The sequence below is a fragment of the Actinomycetospora sp. CA-053990 genome (genome assembly GCF_050948445.1).
In the GTDB taxonomy this organism is placed as follows: Bacteria; Actinomycetota; Actinomycetes; order Mycobacteriales; family Pseudonocardiaceae; genus Actinomycetospora; species Actinomycetospora callitridis.
This window is the reverse complement of sequence record NZ_CP192043.1, coordinates 5,738,372-5,757,493: the sequence shown is the minus strand read 5'-3', so window position 1 is coordinate 5,757,493 and position 19,122 is coordinate 5,738,372. Positions and strand designations below refer to the sequence as shown.

The window sequence follows — 19,122 nt, the reverse complement described above, 5'->3', positions numbered from 1 at the left end:
GCCACCCTCTCCAGGTCGACGAGCGAGGGCGCCGGTGATGCAGCCCGGGGACGGCGACCCGTTCGGCCTGCTCGAATCGCTGCGGGACCTCCGGAGCTCCACCCTCCGCCCGCTCGAGGCCGGCTACGACGCGTTGGACGCGCTGGTCGCCGTCTGCCGGAACACGGTGCCCGCCGCCGATGCCGCGGCCATCTCGTACGCCGGCCACGGCCAGGTGCGGTCCACCCATGTCACCCACCCCGCCATCGAGGTGATCGACCGCTGGCACAACCAGGCCGGTGCCGGTCCCCTGCTCGACGAGGCCCAGGCACAACCCATCCACGGCTCGGTCCTCATCGTCGAGGACCTCACGCTGGGGATCGAGTCCGGCGCGTGCACGGTCGACATCAGCCCCCCGTTCCGGTCCTTGCACTCGACCACGCTGCGCAGCCAGGGGGGCCACAGGACGGCGCTGGACCTCTACGCGACCCGCCCCCACGCCCTCGGGCTCCCCGCCACCGCGATGGCCGAGATGTTCGTCCGCCGCGCCACCCAGCTGCTCTATGGAGCCGACGAGACCCGAGCAGGGCGATATCAACTCGCCGTCAGCCTCGTCAGCAGGTGTCTGCACCTGGCGCTCCCCGACGCCGAAGACCTCCTGGTGCCCCACCTCGACGACACGGGCAAGGACCCCGTCGTCGTCGCCGAGCAACTCATCGATCACATCACCGGTACCGACTACCCCTAGTCGGCCACCGGCTCATCCGCCGCACGGGCCACGCCGAGGACACGACGCGCCGGGGACCGCGCGGGTGGACCGACCGGGCGAGGCGGACCACACTCGTGGGCGGAGGCGCAGGCCCGGTCGCCATCGTCGGAAACTCTCGTCGGATGCGGGAGCCCGGGCCGACGAGAGCTGATGGCCGACAGCGACCTGAACCCGCGGGACTGGCGCGACGTCCGGGTGCTGCGCGCCCGGGCCTTCCTGGCCGAGGCGCTGGTCGTGGACCTCGACGAGGCCCACCAGGGCTTGCGTGCGCACGCCGCCGCCACCGGGACCCCGGTGCACGAGGTGGCGCGCCAGGTCTGCGACGGGGAGGTGGTCATCGACCGTGAGCTGTGTGTCGTGGCCCGGCCCCCCGCGCAGCGCCCCGACCTCATGGAACGGGCCGGGAACGCCATCGAGACGACCCGCAAGACCTACCTGTGTCTCGCCGACGCCGCCGAGGCCCTCGCCGCCACCTACGACCGCCTCGCCGACACCCGTGAGGCACGCGCGCGCGAGGCCGGCGCCACGACCCCGGGTGAGCACGTCCTGGTCGTCCGACGCAGGGCCGACGCCGAACGACGGGAGGCGCAACGGCTCCGTCGCGCCGCCGAGGGGCCGGACGACGACGAGGGCCGTGGCCGGCGCTGAGCCGATTCGACCGCGGCGGTGGGACGGGACAGCTGCGCGCGGACCGCGCGGGGTCGGCCCTGCGGCAGGATCCGGGTGATGAGCGTCCAGGTCGATGCGCGGGCGACGCACACCGCGGTGCTGGCCCTCGTCCCCGCCGCCGAACCGGTGGTCGGGGCGCTGCGCGACGAGCTGGACCCGTCGGCACTCCAGGGCGTGCCCGCGCATGTGACCGTCCTCTTCCCGTTCGTGCCCGCCCGGGCGGTCGACGACGGGACGGTCGCGACGCTGCGCCGGGCAGTGCGGGACGTGGCGCCGTTCTCGTTCCGCCTGGACAGCGTGGGCTGGTTCGGCGACGACTTCGTGTGGCTCGCGCCGAACCCGCCGGAGCCGTTCGCGGAGCTCACCGAGCGCACCACCCGCGCCTTTCCCGACCATCCGCCGTACGAGGGCGAGCACGAGCCGGTGCCACACCTCACCGTCGGCTACCGGCGCCACTCCTCGCTCGCGGCGCTGCGTGCCGCCGAGGAGCGGCTCGCGCCGAGCCTCCCGATCACGGCCGAGATCGACCGCGTCCACCTGCTCGCCGGGTCGTTCGACGTCGGGTCCTGGCACGTGGTGGCCGAGGCGCCGCTGCTCGGCGCCGCGTCCGTCACCCCGGCAGGGACGCGGTGAGCAGGTAGTAGCCGATCGCGCCGAAGAGGCGGCCCGTGCGGTGGAGCTCGGCGACGGTCGACGTCCAGCGCTCCCCGGCGTCGGCGTCGATCACGCCGGCCCGCGCGGCCGACGGGCCGAGGCCGCCGAAGTACTGCGCGCCGAGGTCGGGGGAGAAGACCACCATGCGGCTGGTGAGCTCGACGTCCTCGAGACCCAGGTCCTCGAGCTTCCCGCGCAGGTCACGCACCAGGCGGGGATGGACGACGGACGTGTCGGCCTCGTGGGCGAGCACCGCGCGGACCAGGGCGGCGTCGGGCACGTTGACGGTGTTCGTGTCGAAGTCCGGCGCGATGATCGCGATCCGGCCGCCGGGTCGGGTCACGCGGACCATCTCGGCGAGCGCCCGGTCCGGCTCGTCGAGGTAGATCAGGACCCGTTCGATCCGGGTGACGTCGAAGGCGTCGTCCGGGAAGGGCAGGTGCTGGGCGTCGCCCGTGGCGAGGTCGACGTGCAGGCCCTGGGCCTCGGCCCGACGGACGGCCTCGGCGATGAAGTCGGCGGAGAGGTCGATCCCGGAGACGGCGCCGCCGGGTTGCACGAGCGCCGCCAGCCGGAGCGTCTCGAGCCCGAACCCGCAGCCGACGTCGAGCACCCGGCGACCCGGCCCGATCGCGGTGCGCTCGATGGCGAGCGCCTTAAGCTCGCGGAGCAACGGCAGCCGGTCGAAGGCCTCGAGCGCGGCGACGTAGGTGGACTCCGCGGAGTGGTCGATGTCGGTGAAGTCGTGCAGGGAGATGGTCGGTGTCCCGGACGCGGGCGTCTGCTGGGCGGCCACGGTGCCTCCGGGGTGCTCGGTGCTCGGCGAGACGTGATCGTCGCCCATCCACGCCGGGAGCGGAACCGGCCCGCGCCGTCCGTCGCCGTACCGTGAGGGCCGTGCCGACCCGCGCCGTGCTCGCGACCGTCGCGGCGTGCGCGCTCGGCGCGGGCGTCGCGGCGGTGATGCTGCTGGCCGGCGGGTCGCTGCTGCTCGTCGTGGTCCTCGTCGTGGCCCAGGTCGCGCTGCTGGTCGCGGTGCGGGACGGGGCGCGGCGCGTGCGACAGTTCGTGCTGGCGTGGTCGGCGGAGGCGGGGCTGACCCACGCCGTCGCCGGGGACCCGACCGTGGTCTCGGCGCTGGTCTACCTCGCGGTCGGTCTGGTGTTCGCGGCGGTGGCCGTCGCTTTCCTCGCGTTCTTCCGGCCCGGGACCGACGAGGAGCCGCGCGTCGACACCGCGCCGCTGCCGGTGGTCGACGGCGACTGATCCCCGGTGATCCCCGGTGATCCACGGAGCGATACGGACACTGGATGTCAGCATCGATGGAGCACGCCGACAGGGGCACGCCGCTGACAAGTGCTCAGTGGCATCCGGGCGCGGTCGCGGCGGTCTCGTACTCGTCGTGGCGGCGCCACCAGACGTACGGGTCGCCCTGCGGCGTGCCGGGCGGGGACTCCTCCCACGCCTCCTGGCGCCCGAACGGCGTGATGTCGAGGAACGACCAGACGCTGCCCAGCTTCTCGGTGCCCCGGCCGTCGATCATGTACGTGCGGTAGACGTCGTCGCCGTCGCGCAGGAAGACGTCGAGAGCGAACGAGCTGTCGTGGCCGAGGTCGTCGAAGAGCTCGCTACCGGCCGCCGAGTAGAACGGCACGCTCCAGCCCATCCGCTCGCGGTACGGCAGCGTCTCCGCGAGCGGGCCGGAGCTGATCACCACGCGCGTGACGTCGCGGGCGTTGAGGTGGGCGGTGTGACCGAACTGGTCGACGAACAGCGAGCAGCCCTCACAGGGGTTCTCGGGGTCGGTCCACATGAACTTGTAGGCGATGAGCTGGCGGCGCCCCTTGAACACGTCGACGAGGCGCACGGGTCCGTCGGCGCCGTCGAGGACGTAGTCCTTCGCGAGCCTCTCCATCGGCATCCGGCGCCGGGCGGCGGCCAGCGCGTCCTGCGCGCGGGTGGCCTCCTTCTCGCGCACGAGCATCTCCTCGCGGGCCTTCTGCCACTCGGCGGACGTGACGACGGGGCGCGCGCTGAGGTCCATGACCTCGATCCTAATTCCGTACCACGCGATCCTGTCAAGCGAGGGCGAGGGCCGGTGTCGGGGTACCTCGCTACGGTCGTCGACGTGGACGAGCAGGGGGACGGGACGGACGAGGGACTGGGTCTCGACGAGGTGCTGCTGGCGTTGCGGCGCGACCTGGTCGCCGCGCGGGGGCGCCGCGACGAGGGCTACGGGCTCGGGGTGCGCGAGGTCGAGATCGAGCTGGCGGTGGAGGTGCGCCGCCGGCGGGACGCGAAGGGCTCGGTCGGGGCCAAGTGGTTCGTGCTGTCGGGGGAGGTGTCCGGTGGGGGCGAGCGGGAGCGCACCGACACCCACCGCATCCACCTGACGCTCGGCCCGGTGTCCGACGAGGGCGAGGCCGAGGAGGAGTCCGGTGGCGACGCCTCGATCAGCGTCGTCGGCCCGGCCATCGCGGGCACGCTGCCGGAGGACGACGAGCCCGGTCAGCGCCGCCCGGGACGCCCCGTGCGGTAGTGGCCCGGGTCGGTGAGCAGGAGCTCGCGGCGGGTGCCGTGGTCGGGCCCGATGCGGTGCGCCAGCCGGCCGCCGTGCAGGGCGACGAGGCCCTCCTGCAGCGGCTCGTGGTGGGTCGACGCCGTCGCGTCCACCAGGGCCTCGCCGACGACGTCGGGGCGGCCCTCGCGGCGGGCGGCGCGGTCGACGGCCTCGACCACCCAGAGGTGCTCGGGCAGGGCCGCGAGCCGGTAGAGGTCGGCCAGCGCCGGGTCGACGCCGCGCGCCCACAGGCCCTCGAGGTACTCGTCGCTGCGCACGACGAAGGTGCGGAACGTCAGCTCGCCCGCCGCGGCGGCGCGGGCCACGGGCTCGTCGTCCTCGGCGCCGCGGAGGTAGCCCGCGAACCACAGCCGCCCGGCCGCCTCGGCGCGCTCCGCCGTCACGTAGATCGCGGGCAGCAGCGGGAGGATCGCGGTCTGCCAGGGGCGATGGGCGTCCTCGGGCTCGGCGAAGGGGTCGTCGACCTCGAGGTACGGCCCGCGCGCGTCGTCGTGGCGCCACAGTGTCACGGCGCGGTCGTCGCCGGGTCCACGCCGGTACGCGACGACCACCCAGGCGTGGCTCGACGAGATCACCAGCGGCGGGAGCTGGCTGTTGACGTACCGGCACAGCACCGCGCGCAGCGAGAGCCGTCCGGCCTGCGGGTCGGCGCGCCCACCGGGGACGACGTCGGCGGGCTCGGCGACGGTGTCGGCCGCGGCGTCCTCCTCGGGAGTGGAGGGCAGGTGCATGAGCCCGGGGGACAGGCCGAGGCGCGTGGCGCCCGAGAGCATCTGCTGCACCGACAGGCCCTCGCTGGGCACCTGGCGACCGACGATCACCCCACCGAGCGCGGCGTCGTGCACCTCGGCGGTGAGCCGGCGCGGCAGGCCGTGGGCGAGGTGCGCGTGGCGCAGCACCATCCAGAGCGTGGCGTGCGCGCAGCGCAGGTACTCCGCGTCCTGGCTGAGGAACGGCATCGCGGTGATCCACAGCGGGGTGCCGAACAGGGAGACGCGCTCGGTGGCCTCGCAGCGGATCGCCCCCTCGAGGCCGGCGGGCGGCGCGATCATCGTCCGCCCGACCGGGGTGGACGGGAGGGGGCGCAGGACGACGTAGCCGCGGTAGGCCTCCGGCCGCAGCGCCGAGAGGTCGGCGGGGACGTCGTCGGTGAACAGGTGCCAGCGGTGGCACACCGAAGGGTGGCGGCGGAACAGGCGGCCGTGGAACGCGCCGTGCTCGCTGCGCCAGTCCGGATCGAGGTAGCGCTGCTCGACGACGACGCTGCGCACCCCGTGCCCGCGGGCGATCTCCACGATGCGTTCGAGCGGGCGGCTGCCGGCGCCGCCGGCGTAGAACTCGACGAGCTCGTCCCAGGTGCCGGGCACGGTGACGTCGTAGACCGCGCCGGCGGAGTCGTCCGGCGACCAGGCGAGGAACGGCCAGGTCATCGGCGCCGCCGGTCACTCGCGCCGGAGGTCGCAGGACGGCGCGACGCAGGAGCGCCGGCGTGCGCATCTCCTGGGCGCGGCAGGCTAGTGGAGGCGGACGCCCTCGGTGTCGATCTCGGCGCGGAGCTCGGCGTCGCGCACGCGGTCGAGATCGGCGCGGTAGCGGCGCTGGAGCGCGGGATCGTCGAGGTGCAGACGCGCGGCGAGGTCGCCCGCCGGCTCGCCGGGCTCGACGATGCGTTGCCGCGCGGGGCGGGCTGGTGCGTCGGCCATGGGAGCCTCCGGTTCTCGCCGTCGGGACCCACGATACCGGGGGACGTCAGCGATGGGCCGGGATCGGGCACGGCGTCACGGTAGACGCGGCCCCCGACGGCGCGGTCTCAGCTCCCGAGCGCGGCGTCGAGGGTGATCGTGGTGCCGGCGAGCGCCTTGGAGACCGGGCAGGTCTTCTCGGCGGTCTCGGCCAGCTCGCGGAACTTCGCCTCGTCGAGACCGTCGACGTCGGCGCGCAGCGTGATCGCGATCCCGCTGATCTCGAAGCCGCCGCCCTTGGCCGGCGACAGGGTGACCTCGGCGCTCACGTCGATCGCGTTCGCCGTGAGGCCCTCGCCGCCGAGCACGCCGGAGAGGTTCATCGCCAGGCACGAGGAGTGCGCGGCGGCGATCAGCTCCTCGGGGCTGGTCTGCCCGTTGGGGTCCTCGGCGCGGGTGGGGAACGAGACGCTGAACTGGCCGGCGTTGGACGAGTCGAGGCTCACCTGACCCGTGCCGTCCTGGAGCCCGCCCTCCCAGTGGGTGGTCGCGTCACGGCTCGGCATGGTCGTCTCCCGGGGATCGGCGGGCGTGTCGGTCGGCCCGGCCCGGCGGACGCCGGGCCGAGCCAGGTGGCCTAGCGGCCGACGCGCTTGCGCCCGGTCACCTTGTTGTAGATCACCAGCAGGATGATCGCGAAGATGACCGACCCGATCCAGCCCACCGGGTTGGTCAGCTCGAAACGGCCGCTGAACAGCGAGAAGACCAGGCCGCCGACGACCGAGCCGAGGATGCCCAGGCCGATCGTCATGAGGATGCCGATGTTGTCCTTGCCGGGGACCAGGGCGCGGGCGATGAAGCCGACGATCAGTCCGAAGACGATCCAGCCGAGGATGGTGAGGATCATGGGTCCTGCTCCGTTCCGGGATTCGTGACGTTCAGCCGCCACGTTCCCCTGGATCCTCCTCCTGAACCAGTCCCCACGCCCGTTCCGGCGAGGTTCATCCCCCGGCCACTGCCCCCAGCGTCCTGGCCTCGGGGAATCCGGAGCCGGGCGTCATCTCGACGAGATCGAAGACACGCATCGACGAGGCGCGCCCCGCCGAGCACGTGAGCGGCGTCGGCGACGCGACCCAGCGCTCGCGCACGACCACCGACACCGGCCCGCGTGCGGGCCCGCCGTCGAGCGTCACCTCGATGACGCCCTGCTCGCGCGTCTCGGCGCCGAGGACGCGCAGGGCGTCCACGTGGGGCTCGCCGAACGCCAGCCGCGCGTGGTGCTGGGCGGCCTGGGCGGGCGGCGAGAACCCGGAGCGCCCGCGCACCCAGACGGTGTCGACCTCGCCGGCGGCGTAGCGCTCGACGACGGCCACCGCCTCGGTGGCGGGCACCCGGCCCAGCACGAGGCCGTGGGGGAGCAGGACGACGTTGGCGGCGAACCGGTCGCCGCCGGTGTGGGTGGTCTCCCAGGTGCGGTCCGGGTACGTCGCGGCGAGCTCGGCGGCCACCGGACGGCCCCGCATCGCGCAGCAGGCGTCGTGACGCCCGTGGGCGCAGACGAGGTAGACGGGCTCGGACGACTCGACGGTCACGGCCTCGACGTCGGCGAGCGCTGCGGGCAGCTCGAGCGGCGAGGCGACCCGGCCCCAGCGCACGTTCTCCGCGCCGGGCGTGGTGTCGACGAGAGCGAAGCGACCGCGGTCGGCCGTCGGCTCACCGCGGCTGCGGGAGCGGCGGATGAGCTGGAACCGCGCTCCGCGGGTACGGCAGAACGCGTCGATCGCGTCGAGGACGTCGTCGGGGTAGCCCGCGTCGCCGAGCGCGTCGCGCCCCCACGGGCCGGGGTGCTCGACGAGCAGCCAGCAGCGGGCCGGCGGCGCGGTCGCGACGAAGGGGTCGTCGCGGTCGCGGGCCGCCTCCGAGCACCGGAAGCCCGCAGATGCGTCCGTCGCGTCGGAGTCCGGTGAGGTCATCTCTCCGTCATACCCGGCCCGGGCCGGACTGGACACCCGGTGTGTGTCACGCCGGGCGCAGGACGCCCTCGCGCAACAGCCGACGGACGATCACGGCACCGTCGTCCGGGTCGACACCGGGCAGCTCACCGGCGGTGACGGGCTGCCCGTCGAGCAGGCGCTCGCAGGCCGCGCGCGTGCCCGCGGGCAGGGTCACGGTGCGGTCGGCGAGCTCGAGCAGGACGGCGCCGTCGTCGCCGCTGCGCAGCCGGTGGCTCAGGCCCCGGCGGCAGCGGACGGCGGTCGACGCGTCGGCCGAGGTCGACGCCGCGGCCTGCGCGAGCGGGGCGACGGCCTCGGGGCGGTTGCCCGTCCACGCGCGCCGGCGCAGCCGCCGGGCGACGCGCTCGGCGCGGCCGGGGTCCGGCGCGGCGAGCGTCTCGGCGAGGCGCGCGGCCACGGCCTCGACGTGCGGGGCGAGCGCCTCGGGGTCGGCGGCGTCGATGCCCAGCGGCAGCGAGCCGCGCAGCGCCGGGTCGTCGGTGAGCGCGTTGACCAGCGCATCCACCACGGCCCAGCGGGTGAGCACGTGGACGCCGATGGTCAGGTGCGCGCTGACCTCGCCCTGGGCGGTGGCCGAGTGCAGGTAGCCGCGCGGGAGGTAGAGCACGTCGCCGGGCTCGAGGACCTCGTCGATCAGCGGGTCCTCGGTGGCGCGGGCGGCGACGGCGCCGGCGCGGTCGTTCCAGGGCTGCGAGCGCAGCGGGTCCGCGTGGACGGGGGCGTGCACGTGCCAGCGCTTCGTGCCCGCCACCTGGAGGACGAAGACGTCGTGCACGTCGTAGTGAGCCGAGAAGCCCTGCGACGACGCGGGCGTGATGTAGGCGTTGGTCTGCGCGGGGTGCCCGAGCTCGGCCGCGAGCTCGGTGACGAGGTCGGCCACGGGCGCCCACGTCCGGTGCACGCCCTGCAGCACGACGGTGTGCCCGTCGGCGAACAGCGCGGCGACGCGGTCGTCCTGCACCTGGTCGGACACCTCGGCGCCGACACCGCCCTCGCCGGTGAAGTGGCGCGAGTCGACCACGGTGCCCTGCTTGGCGATCCGCAGGAACGGGGTCCGCAGCCCGCGCCGCGACAGCAGCTCGTCGACGGCGCCCAGGTCGAACAGATCGCCGAACGCGTCGGGCTGCTCGCCCTCGGCGTGCTTCGCCAGGTCGGCGGCTCGCGAGAGCCGGGCCTCGCGGCCCCAGGCCGCCCCGGCGAAGTCGTCGAGGTCGCCGGCCACGAGGCGGCGCAGCGCCGGGCGGTCGTGGGACCGCCCGGCGTCGGGGCCGCGATCCGACGAGGGATCGGGCGTGGGGGTCATCGGTGGCTCAGGCCCCGCCGTCGGCACCGCCGTCGGAGCCGCCACCGCGGGCGCCACCGTCGGCCGGGCCGTGCGCGCCACCGTCCGCGCCACCGTCGGAGCCGCCGCCGCGGGCGCCACCGTCGGAGGGGCCGTGGCCCGCGGCACCGTCGGCGCCGCCGTCGGCCGAGTTGCCGAACGCGCCACCGTCGGACGGGCCGTGGGCGCTGCCGTCGGCGCCACCGTCGGCGCCACCGTCCGCACCGCCGTCGGCACCGCCGTCGGCGCCGCCGTCCGCGCCGCGACCGGCCGCGCCACCGTCGGCCGGGCCGTGACCCGCGCCGCCGTCGGCGCCGCCGTCCGCGCCGCCGTCGCCGCCGTTGCCGGCCGCGCCGCCGTCGGCCGGGCCGTGCCCGCTGGTGGTCATGTCGTCGTCGTTCACGTCGTACTCCTGAGATCGAGTCGTTCGGAGACCCGGGCGGCTCCGCGTGGTGTGCGGCCCGCCGCCACGGTCGGAGGGTTCGGCGCATCCTGCCGCCGATGCCGCCAGCGGTACCCGTCGAGAGGTGATCCCACTCGCGGGACCACCCGGCGGCGTGGTGTCCCCGGCGGGCCGCTGGCAGGCTCCCAGGTCATGACCCCGGAGGGAACCGTCGGCACGCTGGTGCTGCTGCGTCACGGCCAGAGCGACTGGAACGAGAAGAACCTGTTCACCGGCTGGGTGGACGTCGCGCTCTCGGCGAAGGGCGAGCAGGAGGCGCGCCGGGGTGGCGAACTGCTCGCGGACGCCGGCCTGCTGCCCGACGTCCTGCACACCTCGTTGCTGCGCCGCGCCATCAACACCGCGAACCTCGCGCTCGACGTCGCCGACCGCGGCTGGATCCCGGTCCGCCGCGACTGGCGGCTGAACGAGCGGCACTACGGCGCGCTCCAGGGCAAGGACAAGAAGCAGACGATGGAGGAGTACGGCGAGGAGCAGTTCCAGATCTGGCGCCGCTCGTACGACACCCCGCCGCCGCCCATCGACCCCGACGACCCGTACGCGCAGACCGGCGACCCGCGCTACGCCGACCTCGGCGACGCGATGCCGCGCACCGAGTGCCTCAAGGACGTCCTCGAGCGGCTGCTGCCCTACTGGACCGAGGCCGTCGTCCCGGACCTGCGCGCCGGGCACACCGTGCTCGTCGCGGCGCACGGCAACTCGCTGCGCGCGGTGGTCAAGCACCTCGACGGCGTCGACGACGAGACCATCGCCGGGCTGAACATCCCCACCGGCATCCCGCTGCGCTACGACCTCGCCGAGGCCGACGACGGGGACCTCACGCCCACCAACCCGGGCGGCACGTATCTCGACCCCGAGGCCGCGAAGGATGCGATCGCCGCGGTGGCGAACCAGGGTCGCTGAGAGGCTGAGGGGGCTTCCAGGGGGGTGCTCGGGGGGCGGAGCCCCCCGAGGGTGCGTGAACAACGCCTGAACGGCCGGCCAACCCTGGCTCGCTCGAACGTCGGACAGCTCACGCGGGACGCACGCGCAGGCCCCGAACGGCCCTACCATCGGGAAACGTGGCCGTCCCCGTGCTGGTGACCGTCGTCGTGGCTCTCCTCGCCGCGGCGCTCGGAGCCGTCGCCGGGGCCGCCGCCGTGCGCCGCAAGACCGAGGTCGGTCGGGAGCGCTCGCGGGGGCCGACGGTGGCCGAGCTCCTGGCCCGTCTGGTCCGCCGCTCGCAGTCGGGCATCGCCGTCGTCAACCGGTTCGGCGACGTCGTGCTCTCCAACGAGCGCGCCGAGGCCCTCGGCGCCGTCGTCGACGCCCGCCCGGACCCGCGCCTGGCCGCCGCCGCGGAGCGCGTCGCCGCGGGCGGCGAACCCTGCGAGGTGGACCTCTCGCCCCGGTCGTTCCCCCCGGGATCGACGCCGCAGACGATCGTCGCCCAGGTCCGGTCGCTCGGGGACGGGTTCGTCGTCGTCGACGCCACCGACACCTCCGCGGCCGTGCGCCTGGAGGCGGTGCGCCGCGACTTCGTCGCCAACGTCGGCCACGAGCTCAAGACGCCGGTCGGGGCCCTCGCGGTGCTGGCCGAGGCCGTGCTCGACGCCGACGACCCCGACGAGGTCGCCCACTTCGCCACCCGCATCCTCAACGAGTCCCACCGCCTCGGCGCGCTCGTCACCGAGCTCATCTCGCTCTCGCGGCTGCAGGGCGCCGACCGGCTGCCCGAGCTGGTGCGCGTCGACGTCGACGAGGTGCTCACCGAGGCCTTGCGCCGCGTGCGGGTGCCGGCCGAGGCCGCCAGCGCCGCGGGGGGCGACGACGGGCCCGCCGACCCGCGCGGGCGTTTCCTGCTCGACGCGCCGAGCGGGCTGGAGGTGGCCGGCGACCGCACGCTGCTCGTCACCGCACTGGTGAACCTGCTCGAGAACGCCGTCGCCTACTCGCCGGAGGGCACGCCGGTCTCGGTGCGCAGGCGCCGTCAGGGCGACCGCGTCGAGATCTCGGTGACCGACCGCGGCATCGGGATCGCGCCCGAGCACCAGCAGCGCGTGTTCGAGCGCTTCTTCCGCGTCGACCCCGCCCGCTCCCGCGCGACCGGCGGCACCGGGCTGGGCCTCGCGATCGTCAAGCACGTCGCCGCCAACCACGGCGGCGAGGTCCGGCTCTGGAGCCAGACCGGCGTGGGCTCCACGTTCACGCTCCGGGTGCCCGCCGCCACCGCGGAGGACGCCCACACGGTGACGGACGGCCTCGACGCCGACCTCGCCCTCACACCGGCGGGATCCGGACCGGACCCGGCCCCGTCCCTGCCCGGAGGTTCGCCATGACCCGCGTGCTCATCGTCGAGGACGAGGAGTCGTTCGCCGACCCGCTCGCCTACCTCCTGCGCAAGGAGGGCTTCGAGACCTCGGTCGCCGGCACCGGGGCCGCCGCGCTCGACGACTTCGAGCGCCACGGCGCCGACATCGTCCTGCTCGACCTCATGCTCCCGGGCATGAGCGGCACCGACGTCTGCAAGGCGCTGCGCCAGCGCTCCTCGGTCCCGGTGATCATGGTGACCGCCCGCGACGCCGAGATCGACAAGGTGGTCGGTCTCGAGCTCGGGGCCGACGACTACGTCACCAAGCCCTACTCGGCGCGCGAGCTCATCGCCCGCGTCCGGGCCGTCCTGCGCCGCGGCCAGGACGCGGACGGCGAGGGCGCCGTGCCCGGCTCCGAGCGCCAGGTCCTCGAGGCCGGCCCGATCCGGATGGACGTCGACCGCCACGTGGTCACCGTCGACGGTCCCGGCGGGAGCACCGAGGTGCCGCTGCCGCTCAAGGAGTTCGACCTCCTCGAGTACCTCATGCGCAACGTCGGCCGGGTGCTCACGCGCGCCCAGCTCATCGACCGCGTCTGGGGCGCCGACTACGTGGGCGACACCAAGACCCTCGACGTCCACGTCAAGCGCCTGCGCGCGAAGCTCGAGCCGGAGCCCGCCGCGCCGCGGCACCTCGTCACCGTGCGCGGACTGGGCTACAAGCTCGACGCCTGACGATCGCGGCTGTTCCCGCCCCCGCTAGACTCCCCGCCGTGCGACTCGGTGTGCTCGACGTCGGCTCGAACACCGTCCATCTCCTGGTGGTCGATGCCCAACGAGGCGGGCACCCGACGCCGACCCACTCCACCAAGACCGCGCTGCGGCTGGCCGAGCACGTCCGCGACGGGCGGCTCGAGGACGAGGGCGCCGACGCACTCGTCGCCTCCGTCGCCGACGCCCGCCGTCAGGCCATCGAGCTGGGCTGCGAGGACCTGCTGGCGTTCGCGACGTCCGCGGTGCGCGACGCGTCGAACTCGAACGCCGTGCTGGAGCGGGTCCGCGTCGAGGCCGGGGTCGACCTGCACGTGCTCTCCGGGCCCGACGAGGCCTCGCTGACGTTCCTCGCCGTCCGCCGCTGGCTGGGCTGGTCCGCGGGGCACCTCCTGGTGCTCGACATCGGCGGCGGCTCGCTGGAGATGGCGGTCGGGCGCGACGAGGCCCCGGTGCACGCGATCTCGGTGCCGCTGGGCGCGGGCCGGCTCACCCGCGACTGGTTCACGACGGACCCGCCGCAGCGCCGCGAGCTCAAGTCGATCACCGAGTACGCCCACGAGGTGCTCGCACCGGCCGCGAACACCCTGCTCGGCGAGGGCACGCCGGACCGCGCCGTCGTCACCTCCAAGACCTTCCGCTCGCTCGCCCGCCTCACCGGCGCGGCCCCGCGCAGCGCCGGGCCCCGGGTGCGCCGGCGGCTGTCCGCGGCGGGCCTGCGTCAGGTCGTGGCGTTCATCTCACGGATGAGCTCCGCGGACCTCGCGGAGCTCGAGGGCGTGAGCGCCAGCCGCTCGCACCAGCTCGTCGCCGGCGCGATCGTGGCGCACGAGGCCATGACCGCGCTGGGCCTCGAAGAGGTCGAGGTGTGCCCCTGGGCACTCCGCGAGGGGATCATCCTGGGGCGTCTCGACCAGGTGCAGCCGGGCGGTGGGGTGCTGTCGGTCGGCGGGCCCCTCGCGACTGGACGACCGACCCTCCACGAGGCACGGTAGGTCGGGTGAACAGGGACGACGGGCCCCGTCCGGGCACCCAGCGCAGCGTGGCCGAGCTCCTGGCCGCGTACAGCGCGGAGTCCCAGCAGCCCCGGCGTCGCCGCACCAGCGAGCCCGAGGACGACGGCGCTCCCGGCCCCGCGCCGGAGGCGCCCGGTGGCTACTCCGGTGGGTACGACCCGGGTGGCTACTCCGGTGGCTACGACACCGGTGGCTACGAGCCGGGCGGCTACGACACCGGCGGGTACCGGTCGCCCGGGCCGCAGACCGGCCAGTACGACGGCGGCCAGTACGACGCGGGCCAGTACGACGGCGGCCAGTACGGCGCGGGCCGGTACGACAGCGGCCCCGTGCAGACGGGTCAGTACGACACCGGTCAGTACCGGACCGGTCAGTACGACACCGGGCAGTACGGCGGGCAGTACGGCGGCGGGCAGTACGGCGGTAGCCAGTACGGCGGCAGCCAGTACGACTCGGGTGGCTACGACTCCGGCGGCTACGAGCCCGGCGGGTACGACGACGGGGGCCGCGCCCCCGCTCCGGGCCACGATCCCCGCAGCCAGGGCCCCGGCGCGTACGCGCCGCCCCGACGCGACCCGTGGGCGGCCGGCCCGCCCGGGCCGCCGCCGGGACCACCGCCCGGCCCGCCTCCGGGACCTCCGCCCGGCCCGCCCCCGGGCCGTCCCGCCCCGCCGGCCACCGGCACCCAGGCCTTCGCGGGCCCGCCGGCCGGCCCGCCGATGACGAGCCAGCCCCCGAGCGCCCAGCCCACGGCGGCCCAGCCCACGGCGGCCCAGCCCACCCGGGGCATGCCGGCGGGACCCGGCGGGGTCCCGGCCGCGCGGGTCGGCGACGGCAGCCCCGCGACGGCGGCCTCCCCCTCGCCCAGCCCCCGGAGCGCCCCCCAGCGCGGCGGCCCGGCCGAGGACCGCGGCGGACCGGCGACCGCGGCGTCGCCGATGGCCCGCCCGGACCTCGACGACGAGGACGACGAGCTGGACGACGAGTACGACGACCGGTTCGAGGACCGGTTCGACGACCGGTTCGACGACGAGCCGGACGACGCCCCCGCCGGGCTCGGCCGGGCTCCGCAGCGCACCCGCCTCGACGACGGCGACGAGCTGGACGACGAGTACGACGACGAGCCCGAGGAGCGCCCCAGCTCGGCCAAGGACTGGGCGGTGATGATCGTCCAGCTCGTGCTCGGCGCGCTGCTCGGCGCCGTGCTGTGGACGGTCTTCTCCTACTTGTGGCAGGAGCAGCCGGTCGTCGCGCTGGTGCTCGCCGCCGCCGCGACCACCGGGCTGGTGTTCGGTGTGCGGGCCCTGCGACGTTCCGACGACCTGCAGACCACGGTGCTCGCCGTCGTCGTGGGACTCGTGGTGACCGTGTCCCCGGCTGCGATCGTGCTGCTGAGCCGCTGATCCGTGGCGTCCCACCCCTCCCCCCACGGGGGCCCGCCGGTCGCGCTGTCGACCGCCTCGGTGTTCCCGGAGCCCATGGACTCGGCCTTCGAGGTGGCCGCCGAGCTGGGCTACGACGGCGTCGAGCTCATGGTCTGGACCGACCCCGACAGCCAGCGGCTCGCCGCGGTGGCCCGGGCCTCCGAGCGCACCGGCATGCCGGTGCTCGCGGTGCACGCCCCCTGCCTCGCGATCACCCAGCGGGTCTGGACGCCCGACCCGGCCGAGCGCCTGCGCCGCAGCGCGGTGCTCGCCGCGAGCCTCGGCGCGCCGACGGTGGTGCTGCATCCGCCGTTCCGCTGGCAGCGCCGCTATGCGCTGGGCCTGCCCCGGCAGATCGACGAGCTCGAGCGCGCCCACGGCGTGCGCATCGCGATGGAGAACATGTTCCCGCTGCGGCGCGGCCCGCTGCGGTGGTCGAGCTACACGCCCGGGCACGACCCGACCAAGCCCGGGGCGCGCAACTACACGCTCGACCTCTCGCACACCGCGACCGCCGGGGACGAGGCGCTCGCCCTCCTCGAGCGCATGGGGGAGCGGCTGGTGCACCTGCACCTCGCGGACGGCACGGGCGTCGAGCGCGACGAGCACCTGGTGCCCGGGCGCGGCTCCCAGCCGTGCGCCGAGGTGTGCCGCCGGCTCGGCGCCTCGGGGTTCGACGGCACGGTCGTCGTCGAGATCAGCACGCGGCGCGCCCGCTCGCGCAACGAGCGCCTCGACATGCTGGCCGAGTCGCTGCTGTTCGCGCGGCTGCACCTGGGCACCGACCTGCCGCGCTCGCGCGTCTGACGTCGCGGGAGGATCGGGCCGTGGAGACGGTCGCGGTCCTGGGTGGCGGGAAGATCGGCGAGGCGCTGCTGGGCGGGCTGGTGGCCGCGGGGCGCAGTCCCGGTGGGCTGCTGGTCGTCGAGGCGGTGGCGGCGCGCGCCGCGGAGCTCGGCGAGCGGTACGGGATCGGCGCGGTCGACGCCGCCGAGGCCGCGCGGCGCGCCGACGTGCTCGTGGTGGCCGTGAAGCCCGGCGACGTCCCGGCCGCGCTGGACCAGGTGCACGACGTCCTCGCCGGGCGCGGCCCGGACGGCGACCGCCCCACGGTCGTGTCCCTGGCCGCGGGCATCCCGACGGCGAGCCTGGAGGCGCGGCTCCCGGCGGACACCGCCGTCGTGCGGGTCATGCCGAACACCCCGATGCTCGTCGGGCGGGCCATGTGCGTGCTCTCGCCGGGCGCGGCCGCGGGGGAGGCCGAGCTCGCGCTGACCGAGGGCCTGCTCGCCGCCGTGGGCCGCACGGTGCGCGTGCCCGAGTCCCAGCAGGACCTCGCGACCGCACTGTCGGGCTCCGGGCCCGCGTACGTCTTCCTGCTCGCCGAGGCGATGATCGACGCCGGGGTGGCCCTCGGCATGCCGCGCGCGACGGCCACCGAGCTCGTCACCGCTACCGTCGAGGGCGCCGGGGGCCTGCTGACGACGCCGGGCAGCGACGGGCGCGAGGGTGCCGCGCCGCACCCGGGGCTGCTGCGCGAGGCCGTCACCTCGCCGGGGGCACCACCGCGGCCGCGCTGGGCACGCTCGAGGCCGAGGGTCTGCGCACCGCCCTCGCCCGCGCGGTCGCCGCTGCTCGCGACCGTTCCGTGGCCCTCGGGCGTCAGGACGGCTGAGCGCGCCGGGCGGTGCCGGGGATCCGTTCGTCGTGACGGGATCGTTCTCCGGCGTGTCGGCGTGGACGCTTGACGCGCCTCGGTGCGCGGCTGCCGCACGGTCGGGTGGCAACGAACCAGACGTCACACGCGTCCCGCTACTCTCACGCGCACGGCACGGCGTGTCGAACCGCCGGGAGGGGAAGCCCGGCGGCACGGCCGGTGCCACGGGAAGGCGTGTGACCCATGCCCCAGAACAACGCGGGCCCCGGCCCGCGACGGACCGACGGCGACAACCTGGCGAGGGTGCAGTTCCTGACCGTCGCCGAGGTGGCGGCGGCCATGAGGGTGTCGAAGATGACCGTGTACCGGCTGGTGCACAACGGAGAGCTGCCCGCGGTCCGCGTGGGCCGCAGCTTCCGTGTGCCGGAGGACGCGGTCCACGAGTACCTGCGGGGCTCGTACTTCGACGCCGGCTGACGCCGCCTCGATCCATCGGCCCTCCACCCACCGGCCGCCATGGCGGCGGCCGGTACGGTGGTGTGTCCGCGACCCGTCGGTCGCGTCCTGCTCACGAGAGGTACTCCATTGGGTTCGGTCATCAAGAAGCGTCGCAAGCGGATGTCGAAGAAGAAGCACCGTAAGCTGCTCCGCAAGACCCGCGTGCAGCGTCGCAAGCTCGGCAAGTAGGCCCGTCCGGCCCCGCGAGGGGCCGACGCCGGCCGCACGATCCCAGGAGATGCCCAGCTGATGCCCGAGGCGCCGTCCGTCGTCCTGGTCACCGGGGTGAGCCGCTTCCTCGGCGGCCACCTGGCGGCGCGTCTGGCGGCCGACCCGTCGATCGAACGCGTCCTCGGCGTGGACACCACGCCGCCGTCGCGGGAGATGCGACGACGGATGGGCCGCGCGGAGTTCGTGCGCGTCGACATCCGGAACCCGCTGATCGGCAAGGTCATCTCCACCGCGAAGGTCGACACCGTCGTCCACGCGTCCCTGTCGGGCAATCCCGGTCAGTCCGGGGGGCGCTCGATGATGATGGAGATGAACGTCATCGGGACGATGCAGCTGCTCGCGGCCTGCCAGCGCTCCGACACGGTCCGGCGGCTGGTGGTGAAGTCGACCAGCGCGGTCTACGGCGCGAGCAAGCGTGACCCGGCGACGTTCACCGAGACCACCGAGCCGAAGGCGATCCCGCCGGGGGGCTACGCGAAGGACGCGGTCGAGATCGAGGGCTACGTCCGCAGCTTCTCGCGACGCCGGCCGGACATCCCGGTGACGACGCTGCGGTTCGTCAACCTCATCGGCCCGCGGATCGACACGTCGTTCGTCCGGTACTTCTCGCTGCCGGTGGTCCCGGTCGTGCTGGGCTACGACGCCCGGGTGCAGCTGCTGCACGAGGAGGACGCGGTCGCGGTGCTCGAGCGCGCGGCGGCGCAGGACCTGCCCGGGGTGTTCAACGTCGGCGGCGCCGGGGTGCTCATGCTCTCGCAGGCGATCCGGCGTGCGGGCCGGTTCCCGCTGCCGATCCCGCAGCCCGCGGTGCCGCTGGTCGGGCGGTTCACCCGGCGCGCCCGGCTGGTCGACTTCTCGCCCGAGCAGATGCGCCTGCTGAACTTCGGTCGCGTGGTGGACACCACGAAGCTGCGCACGGAGTTCGGGTTCACGCCACGCTGGACGACGGTGCAGGCGTTCGACGACTTCGTGGCCGGGCGCGGGCTGCGCCCGTGGATCGATCCGTCGAGGCTCGGGCAGGCCCAGGACGCGGCGGTCGCCGTCGCGCGGGCCCTGCCCACGGGCTCGTGAGCCCGCACCACACCCTGTCCGACCACGAGCT

The 19,122-nt window shown here is 75.1% G+C and carries 24 protein-coding genes; 15 read left to right on the top strand and 9 right to left on the bottom strand.

Annotation, left to right across the window (positions count from 1 at the left end; all coding sequences use genetic code 11):
* Positions 1–34 precede the first annotated feature (34 nt).
* The 3 genes from ACQPYN_RS29320 to ACQPYN_RS29310 all read left to right on the top strand — a co-directional run bounded on the left by ACQPYN_RS29320 (position 35) and on the right by ACQPYN_RS29310 (position 2,050).
* Positions 35–727 carry a hypothetical protein gene (locus ACQPYN_RS29320; protein WP_433030377.1) on the top strand — a complete coding sequence of 231 codons (693 nt, stop codon included), beginning with the start codon at positions 35–37 and terminating at the stop codon, positions 725–727.
* A gap of 171 nt (positions 728–898) precedes the next feature.
* Positions 899–1,396: a hypothetical protein gene (locus ACQPYN_RS29315; RefSeq protein WP_433030375.1), complete on the top strand. Its 498-nt coding sequence runs from the start codon at positions 899–901 to the stop codon at positions 1,394–1,396.
* 78 nt (positions 1,397–1,474) lie between these two features.
* The gene (locus ACQPYN_RS29310) at positions 1,475–2,050 is read left to right on the top strand and encodes a 2'-5' RNA ligase family protein (protein ID WP_433030373.1); all 576 of its coding nucleotides are present in this window, start codon (positions 1,475–1,477) and stop codon (positions 2,048–2,050) included.
* Here the strand turns inward: ACQPYN_RS29310 and ACQPYN_RS29305 are convergent.
* The gene (locus ACQPYN_RS29305; protein WP_433030371.1) at positions 2,028–2,915 is read right to left on the bottom strand and encodes a methyltransferase domain-containing protein; all 888 of its coding nucleotides are present in this window, start codon (positions 2,913–2,915) and stop codon (positions 2,028–2,030) included. The two genes, ACQPYN_RS29310 and ACQPYN_RS29305, sit on opposite strands and share 23 nt — an antisense overlap.
* A gap of 53 nt (positions 2,916–2,968) precedes the next feature.
* Between ACQPYN_RS29305 and ACQPYN_RS29300 the strand changes: the two genes are divergently transcribed.
* Positions 2,969–3,337: a hypothetical protein gene (locus ACQPYN_RS29300; RefSeq protein WP_433030369.1), complete on the top strand. Its 369-nt coding sequence runs from the start codon at positions 2,969–2,971 to the stop codon at positions 3,335–3,337.
* 94 nt (positions 3,338–3,431) lie between these two features.
* Here ACQPYN_RS29300 and ACQPYN_RS29295 read toward each other — a convergent pair whose 3' ends face one another.
* Positions 3,432–4,115, bottom strand: a complete 684-nt coding sequence (locus ACQPYN_RS29295; protein WP_433030367.1) for a DUF899 domain-containing protein — start codon at positions 4,113–4,115, stop codon at positions 3,432–3,434.
* An 84-nt stretch (positions 4,116–4,199) separates the two neighbouring features.
* Between ACQPYN_RS29295 and ACQPYN_RS29290 the strand changes: the two genes are divergently transcribed.
* Complete coding sequence (locus ACQPYN_RS29290) at positions 4,200–4,610, top strand: trypco2 family protein (protein ID WP_433030365.1); 411 nt, start codon at positions 4,200–4,202, stop codon at positions 4,608–4,610.
* Here the strand turns inward: ACQPYN_RS29290 and ACQPYN_RS29285 are convergent.
* The 7 genes from ACQPYN_RS29285 to ACQPYN_RS29255 all read right to left on the bottom strand — a co-directional run bounded on the left by ACQPYN_RS29285 (position 4,580) and on the right by ACQPYN_RS29255 (position 10,073).
* Positions 4,580–6,082, bottom strand: a complete 1,503-nt coding sequence (locus ACQPYN_RS29285; RefSeq protein WP_433030363.1) for a hypothetical protein — start codon at positions 6,080–6,082, stop codon at positions 4,580–4,582. The genes ACQPYN_RS29290 and ACQPYN_RS29285 overlap by 31 nt on opposite strands.
* 84 nt (positions 6,083–6,166) lie before the next feature.
* Positions 6,167–6,355 carry a hypothetical protein gene (locus ACQPYN_RS29280; protein ID WP_433030361.1) on the bottom strand — a complete coding sequence of 63 codons (189 nt, stop codon included), beginning with the start codon at positions 6,353–6,355 and terminating at the stop codon, positions 6,167–6,169.
* A gap of 107 nt (positions 6,356–6,462) precedes the next feature.
* The gene (locus ACQPYN_RS29275; protein ID WP_433030359.1) at positions 6,463–6,900 is read right to left on the bottom strand and encodes an OsmC family peroxiredoxin; all 438 of its coding nucleotides are present in this window, start codon (positions 6,898–6,900) and stop codon (positions 6,463–6,465) included.
* A 71-nt stretch (positions 6,901–6,971) separates the two neighbouring features.
* Positions 6,972–7,241: a GlsB/YeaQ/YmgE family stress response membrane protein gene (locus tag ACQPYN_RS29270; protein ID WP_433030357.1), complete on the bottom strand. Its 270-nt coding sequence runs from the start codon at positions 7,239–7,241 to the stop codon at positions 6,972–6,974.
* Positions 7,242–7,335: 94 nt separating this feature from the next.
* Positions 7,336–8,307, bottom strand: coding sequence for a sucrase ferredoxin (locus ACQPYN_RS29265; RefSeq protein WP_433030353.1), 972 nt, complete (start codon positions 8,305–8,307; stop codon positions 7,336–7,338).
* A 46-nt stretch (positions 8,308–8,353) separates the two neighbouring features.
* Complete coding sequence (locus ACQPYN_RS29260; RefSeq protein WP_433030351.1) at positions 8,354–9,652, bottom strand: cupin domain-containing protein; 1,299 nt, start codon at positions 9,650–9,652, stop codon at positions 8,354–8,356.
* A gap of 7 nt (positions 9,653–9,659) precedes the next feature.
* Positions 9,660–10,073: a hypothetical protein gene (locus tag ACQPYN_RS29255; protein WP_433030349.1), complete on the bottom strand. Its 414-nt coding sequence runs from the start codon at positions 10,071–10,073 to the stop codon at positions 9,660–9,662.
* 192 nt (positions 10,074–10,265) lie between these two features.
* Here ACQPYN_RS29255 and ACQPYN_RS29250 point away from each other — a divergent pair, with 192 nt between their 5' ends.
* The 10 genes from ACQPYN_RS29250 (at position 10,266) to ACQPYN_RS29205 (ending at position 19,091) form a co-directional block, all read left to right on the top strand.
* Positions 10,266–11,036, top strand: coding sequence for a phosphoglyceromutase (locus ACQPYN_RS29250; protein ID WP_433030347.1), 771 nt, complete (start codon positions 10,266–10,268; stop codon positions 11,034–11,036).
* A 158-nt stretch (positions 11,037–11,194) separates the two neighbouring features.
* On the top strand, positions 11,195–12,451 hold the full coding sequence (locus tag ACQPYN_RS29245) for a sensor histidine kinase (protein WP_433030345.1): 1,257 nt from the start codon (positions 11,195–11,197) through the stop codon (positions 12,449–12,451).
* Positions 12,448–13,158: a response regulator gene (locus ACQPYN_RS29240; protein ID WP_433030343.1), complete on the top strand. Its 711-nt coding sequence runs from the start codon at positions 12,448–12,450 to the stop codon at positions 13,156–13,158. The genes ACQPYN_RS29245 and ACQPYN_RS29240 overlap by 4 nt, the downstream gene beginning before the upstream one ends.
* Before the next feature lie 38 nt (positions 13,159–13,196).
* Complete coding sequence (locus ACQPYN_RS29235) at positions 13,197–14,189, top strand: Ppx/GppA phosphatase family protein (protein WP_433030341.1); 993 nt, start codon at positions 13,197–13,199, stop codon at positions 14,187–14,189.
* Between the two features lie 5 nt (positions 14,190–14,194).
* The gene (locus ACQPYN_RS29230) at positions 14,195–15,613 is read left to right on the top strand and encodes a hypothetical protein (RefSeq protein ID WP_433030339.1); all 1,419 of its coding nucleotides are present in this window, start codon (positions 14,195–14,197) and stop codon (positions 15,611–15,613) included.
* Positions 15,614–15,688: 75 nt separating this feature from the next.
* The gene (locus ACQPYN_RS29225) at positions 15,689–16,441 is read left to right on the top strand and encodes a sugar phosphate isomerase/epimerase family protein (RefSeq protein ID WP_433030337.1); all 753 of its coding nucleotides are present in this window, start codon (positions 15,689–15,691) and stop codon (positions 16,439–16,441) included.
* Positions 16,442–16,461: 20 nt separating this feature from the next.
* On the top strand, positions 16,462–17,382 hold the full coding sequence (proC, locus tag ACQPYN_RS29220; RefSeq protein ID WP_433030335.1) for a pyrroline-5-carboxylate reductase: 921 nt from the start codon (positions 16,462–16,464) through the stop codon (positions 17,380–17,382).
* Between the two features lie 152 nt (positions 17,383–17,534).
* Positions 17,535–17,768: a helix-turn-helix domain-containing protein gene (locus ACQPYN_RS29215; protein ID WP_274190915.1), complete on the top strand. Its 234-nt coding sequence runs from the start codon at positions 17,535–17,537 to the stop codon at positions 17,766–17,768.
* A gap of 108 nt (positions 17,769–17,876) precedes the next feature.
* The gene (locus tag ACQPYN_RS29210; protein ID WP_010241351.1) at positions 17,877–17,978 is read left to right on the top strand and encodes a 30S ribosomal protein bS22; all 102 of its coding nucleotides are present in this window, start codon (positions 17,877–17,879) and stop codon (positions 17,976–17,978) included.
* A 60-nt stretch (positions 17,979–18,038) separates the two neighbouring features.
* The gene (locus ACQPYN_RS29205; protein WP_274190914.1) at positions 18,039–19,091 is read left to right on the top strand and encodes an NAD-dependent epimerase/dehydratase family protein; all 1,053 of its coding nucleotides are present in this window, start codon (positions 18,039–18,041) and stop codon (positions 19,089–19,091) included.
* Positions 19,092–19,122 lie beyond the last annotated feature (31 nt).